This window comes from Brevundimonas sp. 357 (assembly GCF_003938605.1).
Classification (GTDB): domain Bacteria; phylum Pseudomonadota; class Alphaproteobacteria; order Caulobacterales; family Caulobacteraceae; genus Brevundimonas.
On the sequence record NZ_RHWX01000011.1, the window covers coordinates 13631 to 28868 of the forward strand.

Annotated in this window: 12 protein-coding genes and 1 pseudogene; 8 read left to right on the forward strand and 5 right to left on the reverse strand. The window is 65.2% G+C overall.

Annotated features, from left to right (window positions below):
- Positions 1-19 precede the first annotated feature (19 nt).
- On the reverse strand, positions 20-658 hold the full coding sequence (locus EGK63_RS10800) for a histidine phosphatase family protein (RefSeq protein ID WP_125901463.1): 639 nt from the start codon (positions 656-658) through the stop codon (positions 20-22).
- 235 nt (positions 659-893) lie between these two features.
- On the opposite strand from EGK63_RS10800, the gene EGK63_RS10805 reads away from it, so the two are divergent.
- Positions 894-1421, forward strand: a complete 528-nt coding sequence (locus tag EGK63_RS10805) for a GNAT family N-acetyltransferase (protein WP_125901464.1) — start codon at positions 894-896, stop codon at positions 1419-1421.
- Between the two features lie 21 nt (positions 1422-1442).
- Complete coding sequence (locus tag EGK63_RS10810; protein WP_125901465.1) at positions 1443-2621, forward strand: VWA domain-containing protein; 1179 nt, start codon at positions 1443-1445, stop codon at positions 2619-2621.
- Here EGK63_RS10810 and EGK63_RS10815 read toward each other — a convergent pair.
- From EGK63_RS10815 to EGK63_RS10825, 3 genes and pseudogenes are all read right to left on the reverse strand, one after another.
- The gene (locus EGK63_RS10815) at positions 2618-3883 is read right to left on the reverse strand and encodes a hypothetical protein (RefSeq protein ID WP_125901562.1); all 1266 of its coding nucleotides are present in this window, start codon (positions 3881-3883) and stop codon (positions 2618-2620) included. The two genes, EGK63_RS10810 and EGK63_RS10815, sit on opposite strands and share 4 nt — an antisense overlap.
- 92 nt (positions 3884-3975) lie before the next feature.
- Positions 3976-4959, reverse strand: coding sequence for a hypothetical protein (locus tag EGK63_RS10820; RefSeq protein ID WP_125901466.1), 984 nt, complete (start codon positions 4957-4959; stop codon positions 3976-3978).
- A pseudogene (locus EGK63_RS10825) lies at positions 4944-5516 on the reverse strand (glycosyltransferase family 2 protein); the annotation flags it as partial. The gene EGK63_RS10820 and the pseudogene EGK63_RS10825, both read right to left, overlap by 16 nt.
- A 228-nt stretch (positions 5517-5744) precedes the next feature.
- Here EGK63_RS10825 and EGK63_RS10830 point away from each other — a divergent pair.
- Complete coding sequence (locus EGK63_RS10830; RefSeq protein WP_046653310.1) at positions 5745-7073, forward strand: integrase arm-type DNA-binding domain-containing protein; 1329 nt, start codon at positions 5745-5747, stop codon at positions 7071-7073.
- A gap of 311 nt (positions 7074-7384) precedes the next feature.
- On the opposite strand, the gene EGK63_RS10835 is transcribed toward EGK63_RS10830, so the two are convergent.
- Positions 7385-7714, reverse strand: a complete 330-nt coding sequence (locus EGK63_RS10835) for a helix-turn-helix domain-containing protein (protein ID WP_125901467.1) — start codon at positions 7712-7714, stop codon at positions 7385-7387.
- Between the two features lie 883 nt (positions 7715-8597).
- On the opposite strand from EGK63_RS10835, the gene EGK63_RS10845 reads away from it, so the two are divergent.
- The 5 genes from EGK63_RS10845 to EGK63_RS10865 all read left to right on the forward strand — a co-directional run bounded on the left by EGK63_RS10845 (position 8598) and on the right by EGK63_RS10865 (position 15163).
- Entirely contained in the window at positions 8598-8825 is a 228-nt protein-coding gene (locus EGK63_RS10845) for a hypothetical protein (RefSeq protein WP_232464046.1), read from the forward strand.
- Between the two features lie 126 nt (positions 8826-8951).
- Positions 8952-9326, forward strand: coding sequence for a hypothetical protein (locus tag EGK63_RS10850; RefSeq protein WP_243637658.1), 375 nt, complete (start codon positions 8952-8954; stop codon positions 9324-9326).
- A gap of 61 nt (positions 9327-9387) precedes the next feature.
- Entirely contained in the window at positions 9388-10707 is a 1320-nt protein-coding gene (locus EGK63_RS10855; RefSeq protein WP_125901470.1) for a TolC family protein, read from the forward strand.
- Positions 10704-11963 (forward strand): efflux RND transporter periplasmic adaptor subunit, encoded by a 1260-nt coding sequence (locus tag EGK63_RS10860; protein WP_125901471.1) that lies wholly within the window; start codon positions 10704-10706, stop codon positions 11961-11963. Before EGK63_RS10855 ends, EGK63_RS10860 begins: the two co-directional genes overlap by 4 nt.
- A 14-nt stretch (positions 11964-11977) precedes the next feature.
- Complete coding sequence (locus EGK63_RS10865) at positions 11978-15163, forward strand: efflux RND transporter permease subunit (RefSeq protein WP_125901472.1); 3186 nt, start codon at positions 11978-11980, stop codon at positions 15161-15163.
- The last annotated feature ends 75 nt before the right edge of the window (positions 15164-15238 follow it).

Here is a 15238-nt window from a genome sequence, read left to right on the forward strand (position 1 = left end):
CCTTCCTGACCCCGCGACGTCAGCGCTTCACGAAACGACGCTGGGACCAGTATTTGAAGCCCTGATTGTGGGCCAGACGCCAGCCGTGCGCCTTCAGCCGCTGGCCGACCATGTGGTTGAAATAGCCGTGCGCCAGCACCAGCACGTCATGGCCTTCCGAGGCGCGGGCGATCAGGACGCGCGCGGCCTGGTCGGCGCGGACCTCGGCCTCGGCGCGGGTCTCCTGGCCCTCGTGGTGGTTGAAGGCGTGCCACCAGATGCGCGAGATCACGCCCCAGTAGCGCGGCGACAGCTTGATCCAGGCCGGAAAATGCGGCGGCGGCAGGGGGGCCTCGATGAACAGGGCGTCGACCAGGACGTCGCGGCCCGGCGCGACGGCGCGGGCGGTTTCCTGCGCGCGCGGCCGGGTGGAAGCGTAGATCGCCCCGGCGCCCTCGGCCGTGCTCAGCAGGGCCTGGGGCGGCGTCTGACCTGCACGCAGGCCGCCGATCTCATAACGCCCCCACCAGTCGCGATACTGGTCTGAGGTGATCATGCATTTGCGCGACAGGGCCGGCTCGCCATGGCGCGCCAGGGTGATCGCGCCATGGGCGGTCTCCGACTCGGCGGAGCGGGCGGCCGCAACCGGCGTCTGAACTGCGGATTCGGAATGAGTCATGAGTGCAGGAGAAGTCATAGCACGGGGATCAGCCTGTGAAACCAAGGCCTTGGCGTCCCTTTACCTCCCCGATCCCAGCATTGGCGTGCGCCGCGAACAGCGCACCTTGGACAAAGGTGGTAGCTCCCGCCGCGCGCCCCTGCAACCACGCAAAGATGACGAGACTGCAATGAGCAGGGCGCGGGACGTCCCGACGCGCCTTCACCCGGCCTTCGCGCGGCGCTATGCGTCGGTCATGAGCGAACCCGTGATCCGTCCCGCCCGCCCCGATGACGCCGCCGCCCTGGCCGTGCTGGGACGCCAGACCTTCATCGACACCTTCGTCACCGGCTTCGGCATTCGCTATCCGACCGCCGACCTGACCATGTTCCTGGACGCCAGCTTCAACACCGAGGCCATCACCAAGAAGCTGGCCGAGCCCGGCGCCGCCTGGTGGGTGGCCGAGCGCGACGGCGAACTGCTGGCCTTCGCCAACGCCGGACCGAACACCCTGCCCCACCCCGACGGCCGGGCCAGCCACGCCGAACTGCGCCGCCTCTACGTCGGCAAGCAGGCGCAGGGGCTGGGCCTGGGCACGAAGCTGCTGAAGATCTCGCTGGACTGGATGGAGGCCCACACCGACGGTCCCCTGTGGATCGGCGTCTGGAGCGGCAATCTGAAGGCGCAGAAGCTGTACGCCGCTTACGGCTTCGAGAAGGCGGGCGAGTATCAATATCCTGTCGGCGCCTGGATGGACGACGAGTTCATCTTGCGGCGCGGTTAGGCCGGGGCCAGTCTTAAGCCCATGCTGCTGCCCTTCTTCACCGCCCTGCGCGAGGCCAAGGTGCCTGTGTCGCTCAAGGAATGGCTCCATCTGATGGAGGCCATGGACAAGGGCGTGGCGGGCCGCGACGTCGAAGCCTTCTACCACCTGTCGCGCGCCGTCCTGGTCAAGGACGAGAAGCACTACGACCGCTTCGATCAGGTCTTCGGCAAGGTGTTCAAGGGGCTGGAGGGCGTCAGCCCCGGCGAAGAGATCACCGCCGACATCCCCGAGGACTGGCTGCGCCTGCTGACCGAAAAATACCTGACCGACGAGGAGAAGGCCCAGATCGAGGCGCTCGGCGGTTTCGAGCAGTTGATGGAGACGCTGAAGCAGCGTCTGGAAGAGCAGAAGGAGCGCCATCAGGGCGGCAACCGCTGGATCGGCACGGGCGGAACCAGCCCCTTCGGCCACGGTGGCTACAACCCCGAAGGCGTCCGCATCGGCGGCCCCGGCCGCCACGGCCGCGCGGTCAAGGTCTGGGAAAAGCGCGAATACAGGAACCTGGACGACACGGTCGAACTGGGCACGCGCAACATCAAGGTGGCGTTGCGTCGCCTGCGCCGCTTCGCCCGCGAAGGCGCGGCCGAGGAGCTGGACATCGACGGCACCATCGACGGCACGGCGCGTCAGGGCTGGCTGGACATCCACATGCGGCCCGAGCGGCGCAATACGATCAAGGTGCTGCTGTTCCTCGACGTCGGCGGCTCGATGGACGGCCATATCCAGCTGTGTGAAGAACTGTTCTCGGCCGCGCGGACCGAGTTCAAGAACCTGGAGTTCTTCTACTTCCACAACTGCCTCTACGAAGGGGTGTGGAAGGACAACCGACGCCGCCACAGCGAACGCATCCCCACCTGGGATCTGATCCACAAATACCCCGGCGACTGGTGCGCCATCTTCGTCGGCGACGCGACCATGTCGCCCTATGAAGTGACCATGCCCGGCGGCTCGGTCGAGCACTGGAACGAGGAAGCCGGCGCAGTCTGGCTGAAACGCGCCCGCGAACAATGGGACAAGTCGGTCTGGCTGAACCCCGTGCCCGAGCGCCACTGGAGCTACACCCCCTCGGTCAGCCTGATCGGCGAGGTGATGGAGCACCGCATGTTCCCCCTGACGCTGGAAGGGCTGGAACGGGCCATGCGGACGCTGGCGCGCTAATCGACGCTGAGCGCGCCGAAGGCCGGTTGAATGCCTGCGGCGGTCTCCTGGCGGAAGAAATAGCGGCCTGGGTGAAGGAAGAAGGTCGCCTCCGACGCGCCGGGCGGCAACAGATAGTGATCCGACGGCGGACCAGCCGTGGCTTCCGCCATCGACAGGGCCTGGATCAGCACCAGTTCGTCCAACGGCGGAACCTTGATCGTCACACGCCGACGCTCGGAATCCGCCGCCAGCCATCCCGGCCGCCCCGCCACGGACTCAGTGCGCGGATGGAAGACCGACAGATCCATCTTTCCGGCATAGTTGGGCGAAGCGATGCTCTCCCCGCCCTTTGACGCCACGATCGGCGCATCGGGCGCGAAACGGGCCAGGACGGCGGCCACGTGTGGGGCATCGTTTTGAGGCGCGATCGCGGGCCAGTTCCTCGACTGCTCGATGGTCAGCGGATCGATGCCCGTCTTGGCCTTCAGGCGCGCGGCGAACCACAGCCCGCCGCGTCCTTCAATCTCCATCGCATGACTGTAGCCGACGAAGACGAAGACGCGCGCGGAAGGGTGAGTCGCCAGGATGTTGGCGATCAGGTTGTCGGCCTGCGCCTCTTCACGCGCGGCGATCTGCGCGGCGCTGTCCGCGCCCTCGGGCGCCCTTTGGTCAAAGCGCTGTTCATAGTCCGAGAAGCGGTAGCCGAGCCGGGCCGCCTCGCGCACCATCTCGGCGAAGACCGGATCGTGGGTGTAATAGCCGTAGCTGGCCAGGAAGGGCGCGCCATTCGCATAGGCGCCGATCCGGACAAGCGGCACAGGCTGAGGCTGGGTGAAGGTTTCGGCGGCGAACCAGTCGTAGCCCAGCGGGCGCAGCGCCCGCATCACCCGCGCGGCGAAGGCGCGATGTCCGGAAACATTGTGCGCTTCATTCAGGATGACGATACGGGTGTTTCCGGCCGCCTCAACGATGGCGTCGATCGCATCGCGCGCCACGGCGCCGTCCAGGTCGGGCGGAACGGCAGACGGATGAGGCGGCCGTTCGTCCAGACCGACGGCGGTTGCCTCATCCCCCAGGAAGGATGCGAACTGGCTGAGCATCTGACGCGCAGCCTGATCACCCGCTTCGGACTTGGCCTTCAGGTCGAGGTAGGTCGGCAGATAGCGGCCTTCGGTAAAGAAAAGCTCGTCATTGGATAGCGCCTCCTGCGCCAGAACCGACGTCGCACACGCCGCGCCCAGACCCGCCGTTCCCCATAGCACCGACCGACGCGACCACATCCCGCGCTTCCCCCATGCAGCGACTGACATGACGGCGATACTAGAAGCGATTCCGGTATAACTATGGCGAGGAGATGGAAACCAGAGACGGATCAGAAGGCGCGCGTCACGCCGAAATTCACCTGGGTGTAATCGTAGGTGTAGCCGCTGGCGACCGGCGTATTGCTGTAAGTCAGGCCCGCAGTGAAGGCCCATTCCCGCACTGGCGGACTGGTGACCTGGGCGTTGAAATAGCGAGCGCTGCGCCAATCGCTACCGGTTTCCTTCTGGCCGCCCAGACCGCCGGCGATCACGTAGCGCCAACCGCCATAGTAGCGGCGCACTTGCAGCACCGGCATGACTTCCATGTAGTTCTCGGGGGAGAAATAATCGTACTCGCCCGGGTCGCTGCTGTGAAAGTAGCGGGTGCGGAGTTGGGCGGACAGGCCCCACTCGGGCTTCAGCACATGGATGTAGTTAAGGCGGAGATGGGTGCGAACGTTGTCGCCGGTGAAGTCCTGAATACCCGCCACGACGGTGAAGTTGTTGCGATCATTGATCGGTAGATCGAAAGCCCCGCCGACAAAGGTGTAGTAGATTCCCTCGTCCAAACCGCGCGGCGTTTCCAAAATCTCGCGCTCGATAAAGTACTCCTGACGAAAACGGGCCTCGTTGTGCACGCTGACCGCGCCCAGGACGGTGTCGCCGTCCGTGCCCACCTGCCCCTTCCATGACCAGTCGCCAGTCCGGTCGGCGAAGCGCAGATAGAAGCGTTGATCCTCGGTCGACTTCCGGCCCAGCGGCTTGAAGCTGGCCGTCTCGATCCGCAAGCCCAGGTAATCGTCCGGCCCCTTGTAGCGCCAGTCGAGGTTGAGCCCCGCCTTGATCACGTCGGTGTCGTCGGCGTCGGTCGAAGCGAACAGGTCCGCGCCGACGGCGTAGGACGGCAGGAAGCCTGCGGATACGCTGTCCGGATGTTCAACGCGAGCGGTCTGCTGGGCCGTCTCAGGCGCAGATTGCGCCTGGGCGGAGACGGCGGCCGCCAGGACGAGCGCCAGGACGGCGCCCCCGGTCAGGGCGTTCATTTGGTGTCCCATTTCTTCCTCATCCCCAGCAGTTCGGCGCCGTAGCCCCACACGCAGACGGGCTGCATCACCAGGCTGTAACCCAGGGCGTAGAAGAAGAAGCCTCCGAAGTTGCGGCGCACCTTCAACCCTTCGCGGTGGAACATGCGGCGCTGGATGCGGAAGATGAACATGTTCCACAGGGCCGCCAGCGGCAGCACCGCCAGCGTCAACGGCCCCGCGATCCAGAATATGCCGAACAGCGCCAGCACCAGACCGGGGATGAAGATGAAGGTGTAAACGAGGTCCAGCGGCAGGAAGCACAGATTCCACCATATGAAGATGGTCGTCAGACGCGGCTTCAGCAGTAGGCCGCCGTGCGCCTTGAAGGCCTCGATCAAGCCGCGCGACCAGCGTTTGCGCTGCAGGGCAAACTGCTTGAACCGCGTCGGCACATTGGTGAACGCCAGGGCGTCCTCAGCGTAGCCGATGCGATACCCCTTCTCGAGCATGGCCCAGGACACGACGATGTCCTCGCCCACGCATTCCGGCCATCCGCCGACCTCCTCCAGCGCATTGCGCCGGTAGAGGGAGCACGAAGGCCTGAAGAATCATGAATTGCCTGGTGTCCCAAAAATGGACGGCAATTCAGATTGTTATCTCATTTCTGAACGCTGCCTTTGGTCGCTGTCAGAGAGGCTTTCCGGGTCCATTTGGGATCACTTAGGACGACTTACGACCACCGTTAGTGGCACGGTGGGTGGTCTGTCTGGCGTGGGAAGTGCTGCTCGAACCTCGAACTTTGAACGAGGTAGAGAATGACAAACCACGAGAACAGGAAGGGCAATCGCGCCCGCTTGACGCGCAAGCTGATCGACAAAGCGCAAGCCGATCATGTGCGGGGAAAGCGGGTGCGCCTATGGGACACAGACGTGCCCCAACTGTACGTCCAGATCACGCCCGGAGGCTCCGCCAGCTACTACATTCGCTATCCTAGGGCTGACGGCAGCAAGAATGACTTTCGGCTGTGCGCAGCTTCCATTCCGCCCGAAGACGCCCGCCGTGGAGCGCTTCAGCGGTTGGCTGCGCTGCAACTGGAAGGAATTGATCCCGCCGTTGAACGTCGTGACGACATTGCAGCCGCGAAACGTGGAAAGGTGGAAACGGTCAGCGCGCTGGCGGAGTTGTTTGACGAAGCCCACCCGCATTTTTCGGAGGGGGATAAGAGGGCGAGAAGCTACCTGCTGGGGCGTTTTGTGTTGCCACGCATAGGCGATCGTCCCTTCAGGGAAATTTCGAAACCTGAGATGAAGGATTTGGTTCGCAGCATCCAAAGCCAGATTGCGACAGATGCCCGCCATCCCCGATTCAATGGGCATTCCACAGCCAACCAAATCCAGTCCATTGTCCGCAGAATGTACAACTGGGCGATCTCTGATCGGGAGTGGTTGTCCGAAAACCCCGCGTCGTTCCCGGCCCTCTTTGAAGACAATCTGGAACAACGTCCCGAGTACTTTGATCCGGATTCATTTGCCAAAATCTGGCATGCGAACGTCGCACGCGCCACCGGTAAGGACACGCGGATCAGTGTCGCGCTTGCGACGCTGCTCTATCTGGTGACACTCCAGCGGCCCGTTGATGTTGCTCGCGCGCAGCGGGAGCATATCAATTTGTCTGAGGCCACCTGGATTGTTCCGAAACATCTGACCAAGAAAAAGCGGAAGCCCTACTATGTGCCTTTGACTCCGCTGGCTATGCGGTTGATCCAGGCGCAGATGGAGCGCAGCTCCAGCACGTATCTCTTCCCGACATGCGGACGCGGCGACCACCTCTTGAGGGGGTCGATGGGAGGTGCCTTTATGGCCATGCGCAACCAGATGGTTGAGGCTGGCGAACTTCCGTCGAAAGAACTGCAATTGTACGACGGTCGACGATACGGACGCACTGTCATTGAAGAAGACTTGGGCTTTCCGGAGCGTGTCGCCGAGCACGTCATCAACCACTACGATGAAAACCAGCCTTCGCGCCGCTACAACGTTCGTACAATGCGTGAGAAGGTGCGGGCCGCTCAGAATGCCTGGAGCGATGAAATCGCTCGAATGGTGGGGCCGCACGCGTTTAGCCCTGCGCCTTCGGACAAGCAGTAACGTCCCGGAAGCAAGTTTCTCCTGCCGCAAATTCCGACAAAAACTGTCAATGCATTTGAGGCAGCCCCAGGCGCCGCGTGTCAGAGATTCTGACATGCGGCGTCCTACAATTGGTGAGGCCTCATCCCTTCAATTTGGGCAACGTTCATATGGCCCCAAAGCCCCACATCCACGAGCACCGATCGCGCTGCCAGCGCCTGACGGCGCGCTGATGTTTAGGCCGGCGGGGTACGAGGACGCCGCCTCTCAGGTATGCGAGGCGGCGTGAAATTGATGGAGCCGTCGAGTGAAGGGTTCGCGCGTCGGGGAGGCTAACCACGATCCGTGGATTGCACCGATCGCAACGGGCGCGTCGGTCGCCGCAGCGTCATCGGGGAGTGGTCAGCGGCATAGGAGATGCGAACGGTGCGCGCTTCGCGGGTGTTGGACACCATTTGAGCGGCCATGTGTTCCATGAGGTCGGACAGGCGATAGCGCGGATCGCGCCGCAAGGCGGCCGAGTAGCGAGGGCCGTGGCCGCGAAGGCGCCATTTCGAAAGCGTCTCGACCTTCACACCGATGTAGGCGGCGGCTTCTTCGGCTGTCAGCCAGCGGTTCTCCAGCGGGCTCAGGCTAGGCGCATCACGTTCGTCGTTCTTCATGGCTTCTCCTTGCTTCGTTGCACATCTCCTGTGGGTCAGTGCGAGTTAATAGTGAGATTTACGAAAACTTAACCGAAAACGTTAGTCAAGAAAAAATAGCAAAAACTAGACGATTTGTTGGTTAATTCAGTATTATCGTAAACAAAATCTACATTGAATCGTGATTATCGCGGAATGTATTCGCGAAAGCAGTTCTCCAAGAAATCAGCAATCACCTGCCAAGGTCTGCTCGGAGACGGGTCAATAGCCGCCTTTCGCTTCACCTCAGCCAAGAGCGCTTCCCGCTCCATGTAGGCCGCAACGGCAGCATATTGCGCGCGTCGTTCAGGCGCCCCTCGCTGGCTCAGTCGGACGACCTCTTCAAGACTGCGGTTACTTTTCAGGCGATTAGCCTGGTCGCTGATGACCCTGACATTGCCAGGCTGATAGCCTTTGGCGGGATTGATCCGATCAAGAGAGGGGGAACTGGCGGACCTCGCCGTACCCACGGTCAAGGGCAGACCAAGAACGGGGCAACGGCGCGGCATGGAGATGTCCTGACGCCGAAGCGTATAGGGCACGCCCTGACGGACAGCGCGCTGACGTGCTCGCGTCAAAAGCGCGGATGTGGGACGAGTTTTACGCGCAACGCTAAGGTAGCCGCGCATGTAGGCAGCATTGCAGCTTCGGCAGGTTCGGCGTTGGCTCGGCTTTCCATGGAGCGGACAAGTCGGTTGATCCGGTTTAACGTCATTCATAGAGGCACCTCCATTCATGTATTGGTGCTATTTATCAAATATGGTGCTATTGGTCAATCATGAATTCTGAGCGCGACACAAGCCCCTCCGGCGCCGTCGTTACTGGGGCGCAGTTGCGCGCAGCGCGCGGGCTTTTGAATATGTCCGTGTCCGATCTGGCTGAGCGTACGGGGCTGGCGCTGAACACCGTTCGAAAGGCCGAAAGCACCAACGCCGCTGCGCCCGTCACAACGGCAAATGCACGGTTGCTTGTTGCAACTTTGGAAGACGCTGGTGTCGTATTCATCCCTGCAGGAATGCTCGGAGCCGGAGTGCAGCTACGCTTTCCGGACCAGGAGCCACTGAAGCGACGGCGCGATTATAAAGGCGAGTAGGGCCAAACTGCTGCGACCCTCACGCAGTTGCATCGTCGACGGTTTCCCCGTAACGAAATTCGATCGGGGAATTTCGATTTGCCACGCTTGTTCCGTTTCCTTTGCGTTTGCCTGGGCGTGACCGTCATGGTCGCGGTGCAGATGCATGGCGTGCAGAATAATCAGCACAGGATCGAACACGGCCTTCAGTTCCCTGGCGTTTCCTATGAAGACACGGCCGATCTGGCTCACGACCATGACCACGGTCACAGCCATGACGCGGCGACGAACGACGATGGCTCGGCTAACCCTCAGGCGATGGATGTCGCCGATGAAAGCGGCAAATCCCCTCTCAGCCATCACCATCACAGCGGGGGCGACATTCATGTGGCCCTGGCGACGCCTGTCCATCCGACCGGCGCGGGCGTGGTGACCTCGCTCGACCTTGGCCCGGCGCCCGACGCCGTGCCGCCCGGCGCCGTTCTCGACGCGCCGCTCCAACCTCCCAGACAGAACGCTTGATCGCCTGAAAAGCTGATCCTGCGCGGCCTCGCGGCCGTGCGCGTCCTGTTGGAGACATCCCTTGAAACCTTCCCAATCCGGCGTTGTCGGATGGCGAGGGCGAGGCGCGGCCGTATCCGCCCTCGCGCTCGCCCTGGCTGCGGCATGGTCGCCGCCCGCCATTGTGCTTGCCCAGTCGCCGGCTTCTGCTGAAGCCGCATCTGGCCGGGCGCTCACCCTTGAAGGCGCGCTGCGGCGCGCCGCCGCCGCCGATCCGGCGCGACCGGGCCTCGACGCGCGCCTGCGCGGCGTTGAGGCCGGCGTTCGCCAGGCCGGCCTTCGCCCCAATCCGACCTTGGGTCTGATGGTCGAAAACTTGCCCACCCTGGGCGGCGGCGACATTCTGGGGCGAACAGAAACCACCCTGACGTATGAGCAGAAGCTAGAACGGGGAGGCGATCGATCCGCCCGCACCGGCCTGGCGCAAAGCGAAGGCCTGCTGATCACGGCCCAGGCCCAGATCGGGCAACTGGATCGCCTCGAACTTGTGCAGCGCGCCTGGGTCGACGCCATGGCGGCAGAAGCCCAGCTGGAGATCGCACGGGAGCGGCTTTCGCTCGCGGAACGCTTCCAGACGGAAGTTCAGCGTCGCGTGAACGCGGCCCGCGATCCCCTGTTCGCGGGGGCGCGCGCCGAGGCCGAACTGGCCCAGGCCCAGATCGATTTCGATCAGGCCGAGATCGCCGTTCGCGTCGCGCGCATCGTCCTGGCCAAATTCTGGGACGGCGCCGCCGACTTCCGCATGGGGGCCTCCGACTTCGAGGACACCAGCGCCGCTCGCGTCGCCGCCGGCGCTGTGGCCCAGGCGGACCTTGAAGCCTTCCGCGCCCGCCAGGCCATCGCCGACGCCCAGGTTCGCCTGGAGCAGGCCCGCGCCGTGCCCGATCCCACGGTCAGCGTCGGCGTACGGCACATCTGGGACAATGAGGTGGCTCTGGTCTTTGGCGGGTCCGTACCGCTGCAACGCTACGACCGGAACCAGGGCGCTATCGACCGCGCCCGCGCTGACGGTCTGGCGGCCCAGGCCGATCAGAACGCCCTGCGCCTGGAGCGCGAGCGGGAAATCGCCCGCCTTCAGGTGCAGCTTCTGGCCCGCGCCAATGAAGCCCGGCGCATCGCCGAGGAAACCCAGCCCCAGGCTGAACGGGCCGTTGTCCTGGTCCGCGAGGGCTTCGCGCGCGGCGGCTTCACCTACAACGACGTGATGAGCGCCCATGCGGCCCTGCTGCAGGCCAAGGCCCGTCGCGTCGCGGTGCTGCAGACCTTCCACAACGACCGCGCGCGGCTCGACCGCCTGACCGGCGCGCACGCCGACCTGCTCGGCCTGGAGACCCAACCATGAAGACGTCCCGCACTTCCGCGACTGCGCTCGGCTGCGTCCTGGCCGCCGTCGCCCTGACGCTGGCCGCCTGCGGCGGCGGCGACAAGGCCGCCAAACCTGAAGGCGAGGCGGCGGCCGCCGCCGACTACGAACGCGGACCGCACAACGGTCGTCTGCTTCGCGACGGCGACTTCGCCATCGAGGTGACCATCTACGAGGAAGGGCCGGAACCCCTGTTCCGCCTCTATCCCTACCTGAACGACAAGCCGCTCGACCCCAAGCAGGTGCAGGCGAACATCGCCCTGAGCCGCCTGGGGCCGAAGGTGGATCGCTTCACCTTCACGCCTGCGAACGACTACCTGGCCAGTCCGGGCGTCGTGTCCGAGCCCCACTCGTTCGATGTGGCGGTCAGCGCCGTTCGTGCGGGCAAGCGCTCGGCCTGGACCTATCAGTCCTATGAGGGTCGGACGGTCATCAGCGCCGACGCAGCCCAAGCCGGCGGCGTCACCACCCAGCAGGCCGGCCCCGCCGTTCTCGGCGAGAGCCTGCCGCTCAGCGGCCGCGTCGAGATCACGCCGGAGGGCCAGGCCGAGGTTCACGCCCGCTATCCGGGCCGGGTGATGTCGATGACCGTGGAACTGGGCCAGCGCGTCTCGCGTGGGCAGGTCGTCGCCCGCGTGGAGTCGAGCGAAAGCCTCCAGACCTATTCGGTCACCGCGCCCATCTCGGGCGTGATCACCGCCAAGAACGTCAACCCCGGCTCCATCACCGGCGGCGGCGCCCCCATGCTGACGATCGGCGACCCGACCCGGCTTCACGCCGAGTTCTTCCTCTATCCGCGCGACGCCGAACGCGTTCGCGTCGGTCAAAGGATCGAGATCAAGAGCCAGGCGGGCGAGCACACGGCCAGCGGCGTCATCGAGGCGATCCTGCCGGCCGACGATGTGCTCAGCCAGACCCTCGTCGCCCATGTCGAACTGCCCTACCAGGGCGGCGTCTGGCGGCCGGGTCTCGGGGTTTCGGGACTGGTCCAGGTCGGCCAGGGCGAGGTTCCGCTGGCGGTGCGCACCAAGGCGCTGCAGCCGTTCCGCGACTTCACTGTGGTCTACGCCAAAGTCGGCGACACCTATGAGGTGCGCATGCTCGACCTGGGCCGTCGCACCGAAGAGTGGACCGAGGTCCTGGGCGGCATCGAGCCCGGCACGACCTATGTCGTCGACGGCGCCTTCCTCATTCGCGCGGACATCGAGAAGTCCGGCGCGAGCCACGACCACTAGGGGGATGCGTCACCATGCTTGAACGCATCATCAGCCTGTCGATCCGGCATCGCTGGGTCGTGCTGGCGCTCGTCCTCGTGGCGGTCATCATCGGCGTCTGGAGTTTCCAGAAGCTGCCGATCGACGCCACGCCCGACATCACCAACGTCCAGATTCAGATCAATACGGAGGCGCCCGGCTATTCGCCGCTTGAGGCCGAACAGCGCATCACCTTCCCGGTCGAGACCGCCGTCGCCGGCGTGCCGGGCCTGTCCTATACCCGATCCGTCTCGCGCTACGGCCTGAGCCAGGTGACGGTCGTGTTCGAGGACGGGACCGACATCTACCGGGCGCGGCAACTGGTCAACGAGCGGCTTCAGACCGCGCGCGGCCAGCTTCCGTCCGGCCTGTCGCCCGAACTGGGGCCGATCGCCACGGGCCTGGGCGAAATCTTCATGTACACGATCGAGGCCAAGCCCGGCGCCCGCAAGGCCGACGGCGCGCCTTACTCGCCCGAGGATCTTCGCACCCTGCAGGACTGGGTCATCCGTCCGCAGATGCGCAACACGCCCGGCGTCACCGAGGTCAACACCATCGGCGGCTTCGAGCGCCAATACCACGTCACGCCCCGTCCTGAACGGCTCGCCGCCTTCGGCGTCACCATGGACGAAGTCGTTTCGGCGCTGGAGCGCAACAACGCCAACGTCGGCGCCGGCTACGTCGAGCGCTATGGCGAGCAGTGGCTGATCCGCGTGCCGGGTCAGGCCTCGACGGCGCAGGACCTGTCCAACATCGTCATCACCACGCGCGGCGGCGTTCCCATCCGGATCGCCGAGGTCGCCGAAGTCGGCCTGGGCGAACAGCTTCGCACCGGCGCGGCGACGGAGAACGGCAAGGAGACGGTCCTGGCGACCGTCCTGATGCTGGCCGGTGAAAACAGCCGCGTCGTCGCCCAGGCGGCGGCGGCGCGACTGGAGGAAGCCGCCAAGGCCCTGCCGGACGGCGTGATCGCCTCGCCCGTCTATGACCGCACCGACCTGGTCGAGCGGGCCATCAAGACGGTCGAGAAGAACCTGCTTGAGGGCGCCCTGCTCGTGATCGTGGTGCTGTTCCTGCTTCTGGGGAACTTCCGCGCCGCCCTGATCACGGCGGCGGTCATCCCGATCACCATGATGATGACCATCACCGGCATGGTGCGCACCGGCGTGTCGGGCAATCTGATGAGCCTGGGCGCTCTGGACTTCGGTCTGATCGTCGACGGCGCCGTCATCATCGTCGAGAACTGCCTGCGGCGCTTCGCCGAGGCGCAACATCAGCAGGGGCGCCTGCTGACCCGTGACGAGCGCTTCTCCCTGGCGGCGCGCGCCTCCAGCGAAGTGATCCGGCCGTCCCTGTTCGGCGTCCTGATCATCACCCTGGTCTATGTGCCGATCTTCGCCCTGGACGGGGTCGAGGGCAAAACCTTCCACCCCATGGCCATCACCGTGGTCATCGCCCTGACCGCCGCCCTGGTGCTGTCCCTGACCTTCGTGCCGGCGGCGGTGGCGATGTTCGTCACCGGCAAGGTGCAGGAGAAGGACAGCTTCCTGATGCGCTGGGCGCGCACCGGCTATCAGCCGGCGCTCGACTTCGCCTTGAGGACGCGCGTCGCCATGGTCGCCGTGGCCGTGGCCCTCGTCGTGGGCGCGGCCCTGATCGCCTCGCGCATGGGTTCGGAGTTCGTGCCGAACCTGGACGAAGGCGACATCGCCATGCACGCCTTGCGCATTCCAGGCACCAGCCTGACCCAGGCCGTCGAGATGCAGACTGCGCTCGAAGCCCGTCTGGCGAAGTTCCCGGAGGTCGAACGCGTCGTGGCCAAAATCGGCACGGGGGCGGTCGCCACCGACCCTGTGCCGCCCTCGGTCGCGGACACCTTCATCCTGCTGAAGGACCGCAAGGACTGGCCTGATCCCCGCAAGCCGAAACTCCAGCTCGTTCGCGAGATGGAAGAAGCGGTGAACGCGGTGCCAGGCAGCAAGTACGAGTTCACCCAGCCCATCCAGATGCGGTTCAACGAACTGCTGTCCGGCGTCCGGGCCGATGTCGCCATCAAGGTCCATGGCGACGACCTGGATCAACTCGTGGCGCTCGGGTCCCAGATCGAAGAGATCGTCGGCGCCGTACCCGGCGCCGCCGATCCGCAGTCCGAGCAGGTCACCGGCCTGCCCATGCTGCAGATCACGCCGAACCGGGACGCCATCGCGCGCCTGGGCCTAAGCATCGACGACGTCCAGTCGGTGATCTCCGCCTCCATGGGCGGGGCCACGGCCGGGCAAATCTTCGAAGGCGACCGACGCTTCGACATCGTCGTGCGCCTGCCGGAAGACCTGCGGCGCAACACCGACGCCATCGGCCGCATCCAGGTGCCGCTTCCGGGCGCAGACGGTCAGCCGCGCGGCTTCGTGCCGCTCAGCGAGATCGCGACGATCGCGCTGGAGACTGGCCCGAACCAGATCAGTCGCGAAGACGGCAAGCGCCGCATCGTCGTGACCGCCAACGTGCGGAACCGCGACCTCGGCTCCTTCATCGGCGAAGTGCGCGAGCGCGTCGAACAGGAAGTCGATCTGCCAGCCGGCTACTGGATTTCCTATGGCGGCACCTTCGAGCAGCTGATCTCGGCTGCCAAGCGGTTGCAGTTGGTCGTTCCTGCGGTCCTGCTGCTGATCCTCGGCCTGCTGTTCGCCCTGTTCCGCTCCTGGCGGGACAGCGCCATCGTCTTCTCCGGCGTGCCCCTGGCGCTAACCGGCGGGGTGGCGGCGCTGGCGCTGCGGGGCCTGCCCCTGTCGATCTCGGCCGGCGTCGGCTTCATCGCCCTGTCGGGCGTGGCCGTGCTGAACGGCGTCGTCATGGTCAGCTTCATCCGGGGCCTGATCGAAGAGGGCAAGCCCGTGGGCCAGGCCATCCGGGAGGGGGCGCTGACGCGCCTGCGCCCGGTGCTGATGACCGCCCTGGTCGCCAGCCTCGGCTTCGTCCCCATGGCGGTGAACGTCGGCGCCGGCGCGGAGGTCCAGCGTCCGCTGGCCACCGTCGTCATCGGCGGCATCGTCTCCTCGACGATCCTGACCCTGCTCGTGCTCCCGGCGCTCTACAGCCTGGTGCACGGCCGGGACGCCCCCGGCGATCGGCCCAGGCCCGCCTGGCTAGACCATCTCCCCTTCCGCCGCCGTCGGGCGCTCTGAAGCGGTCGGCCGCCCCGTTTCGGGGCGGCCGGTCATCGGCGCCGACCCCATCACCGACGCCCGCCGACCACGGCG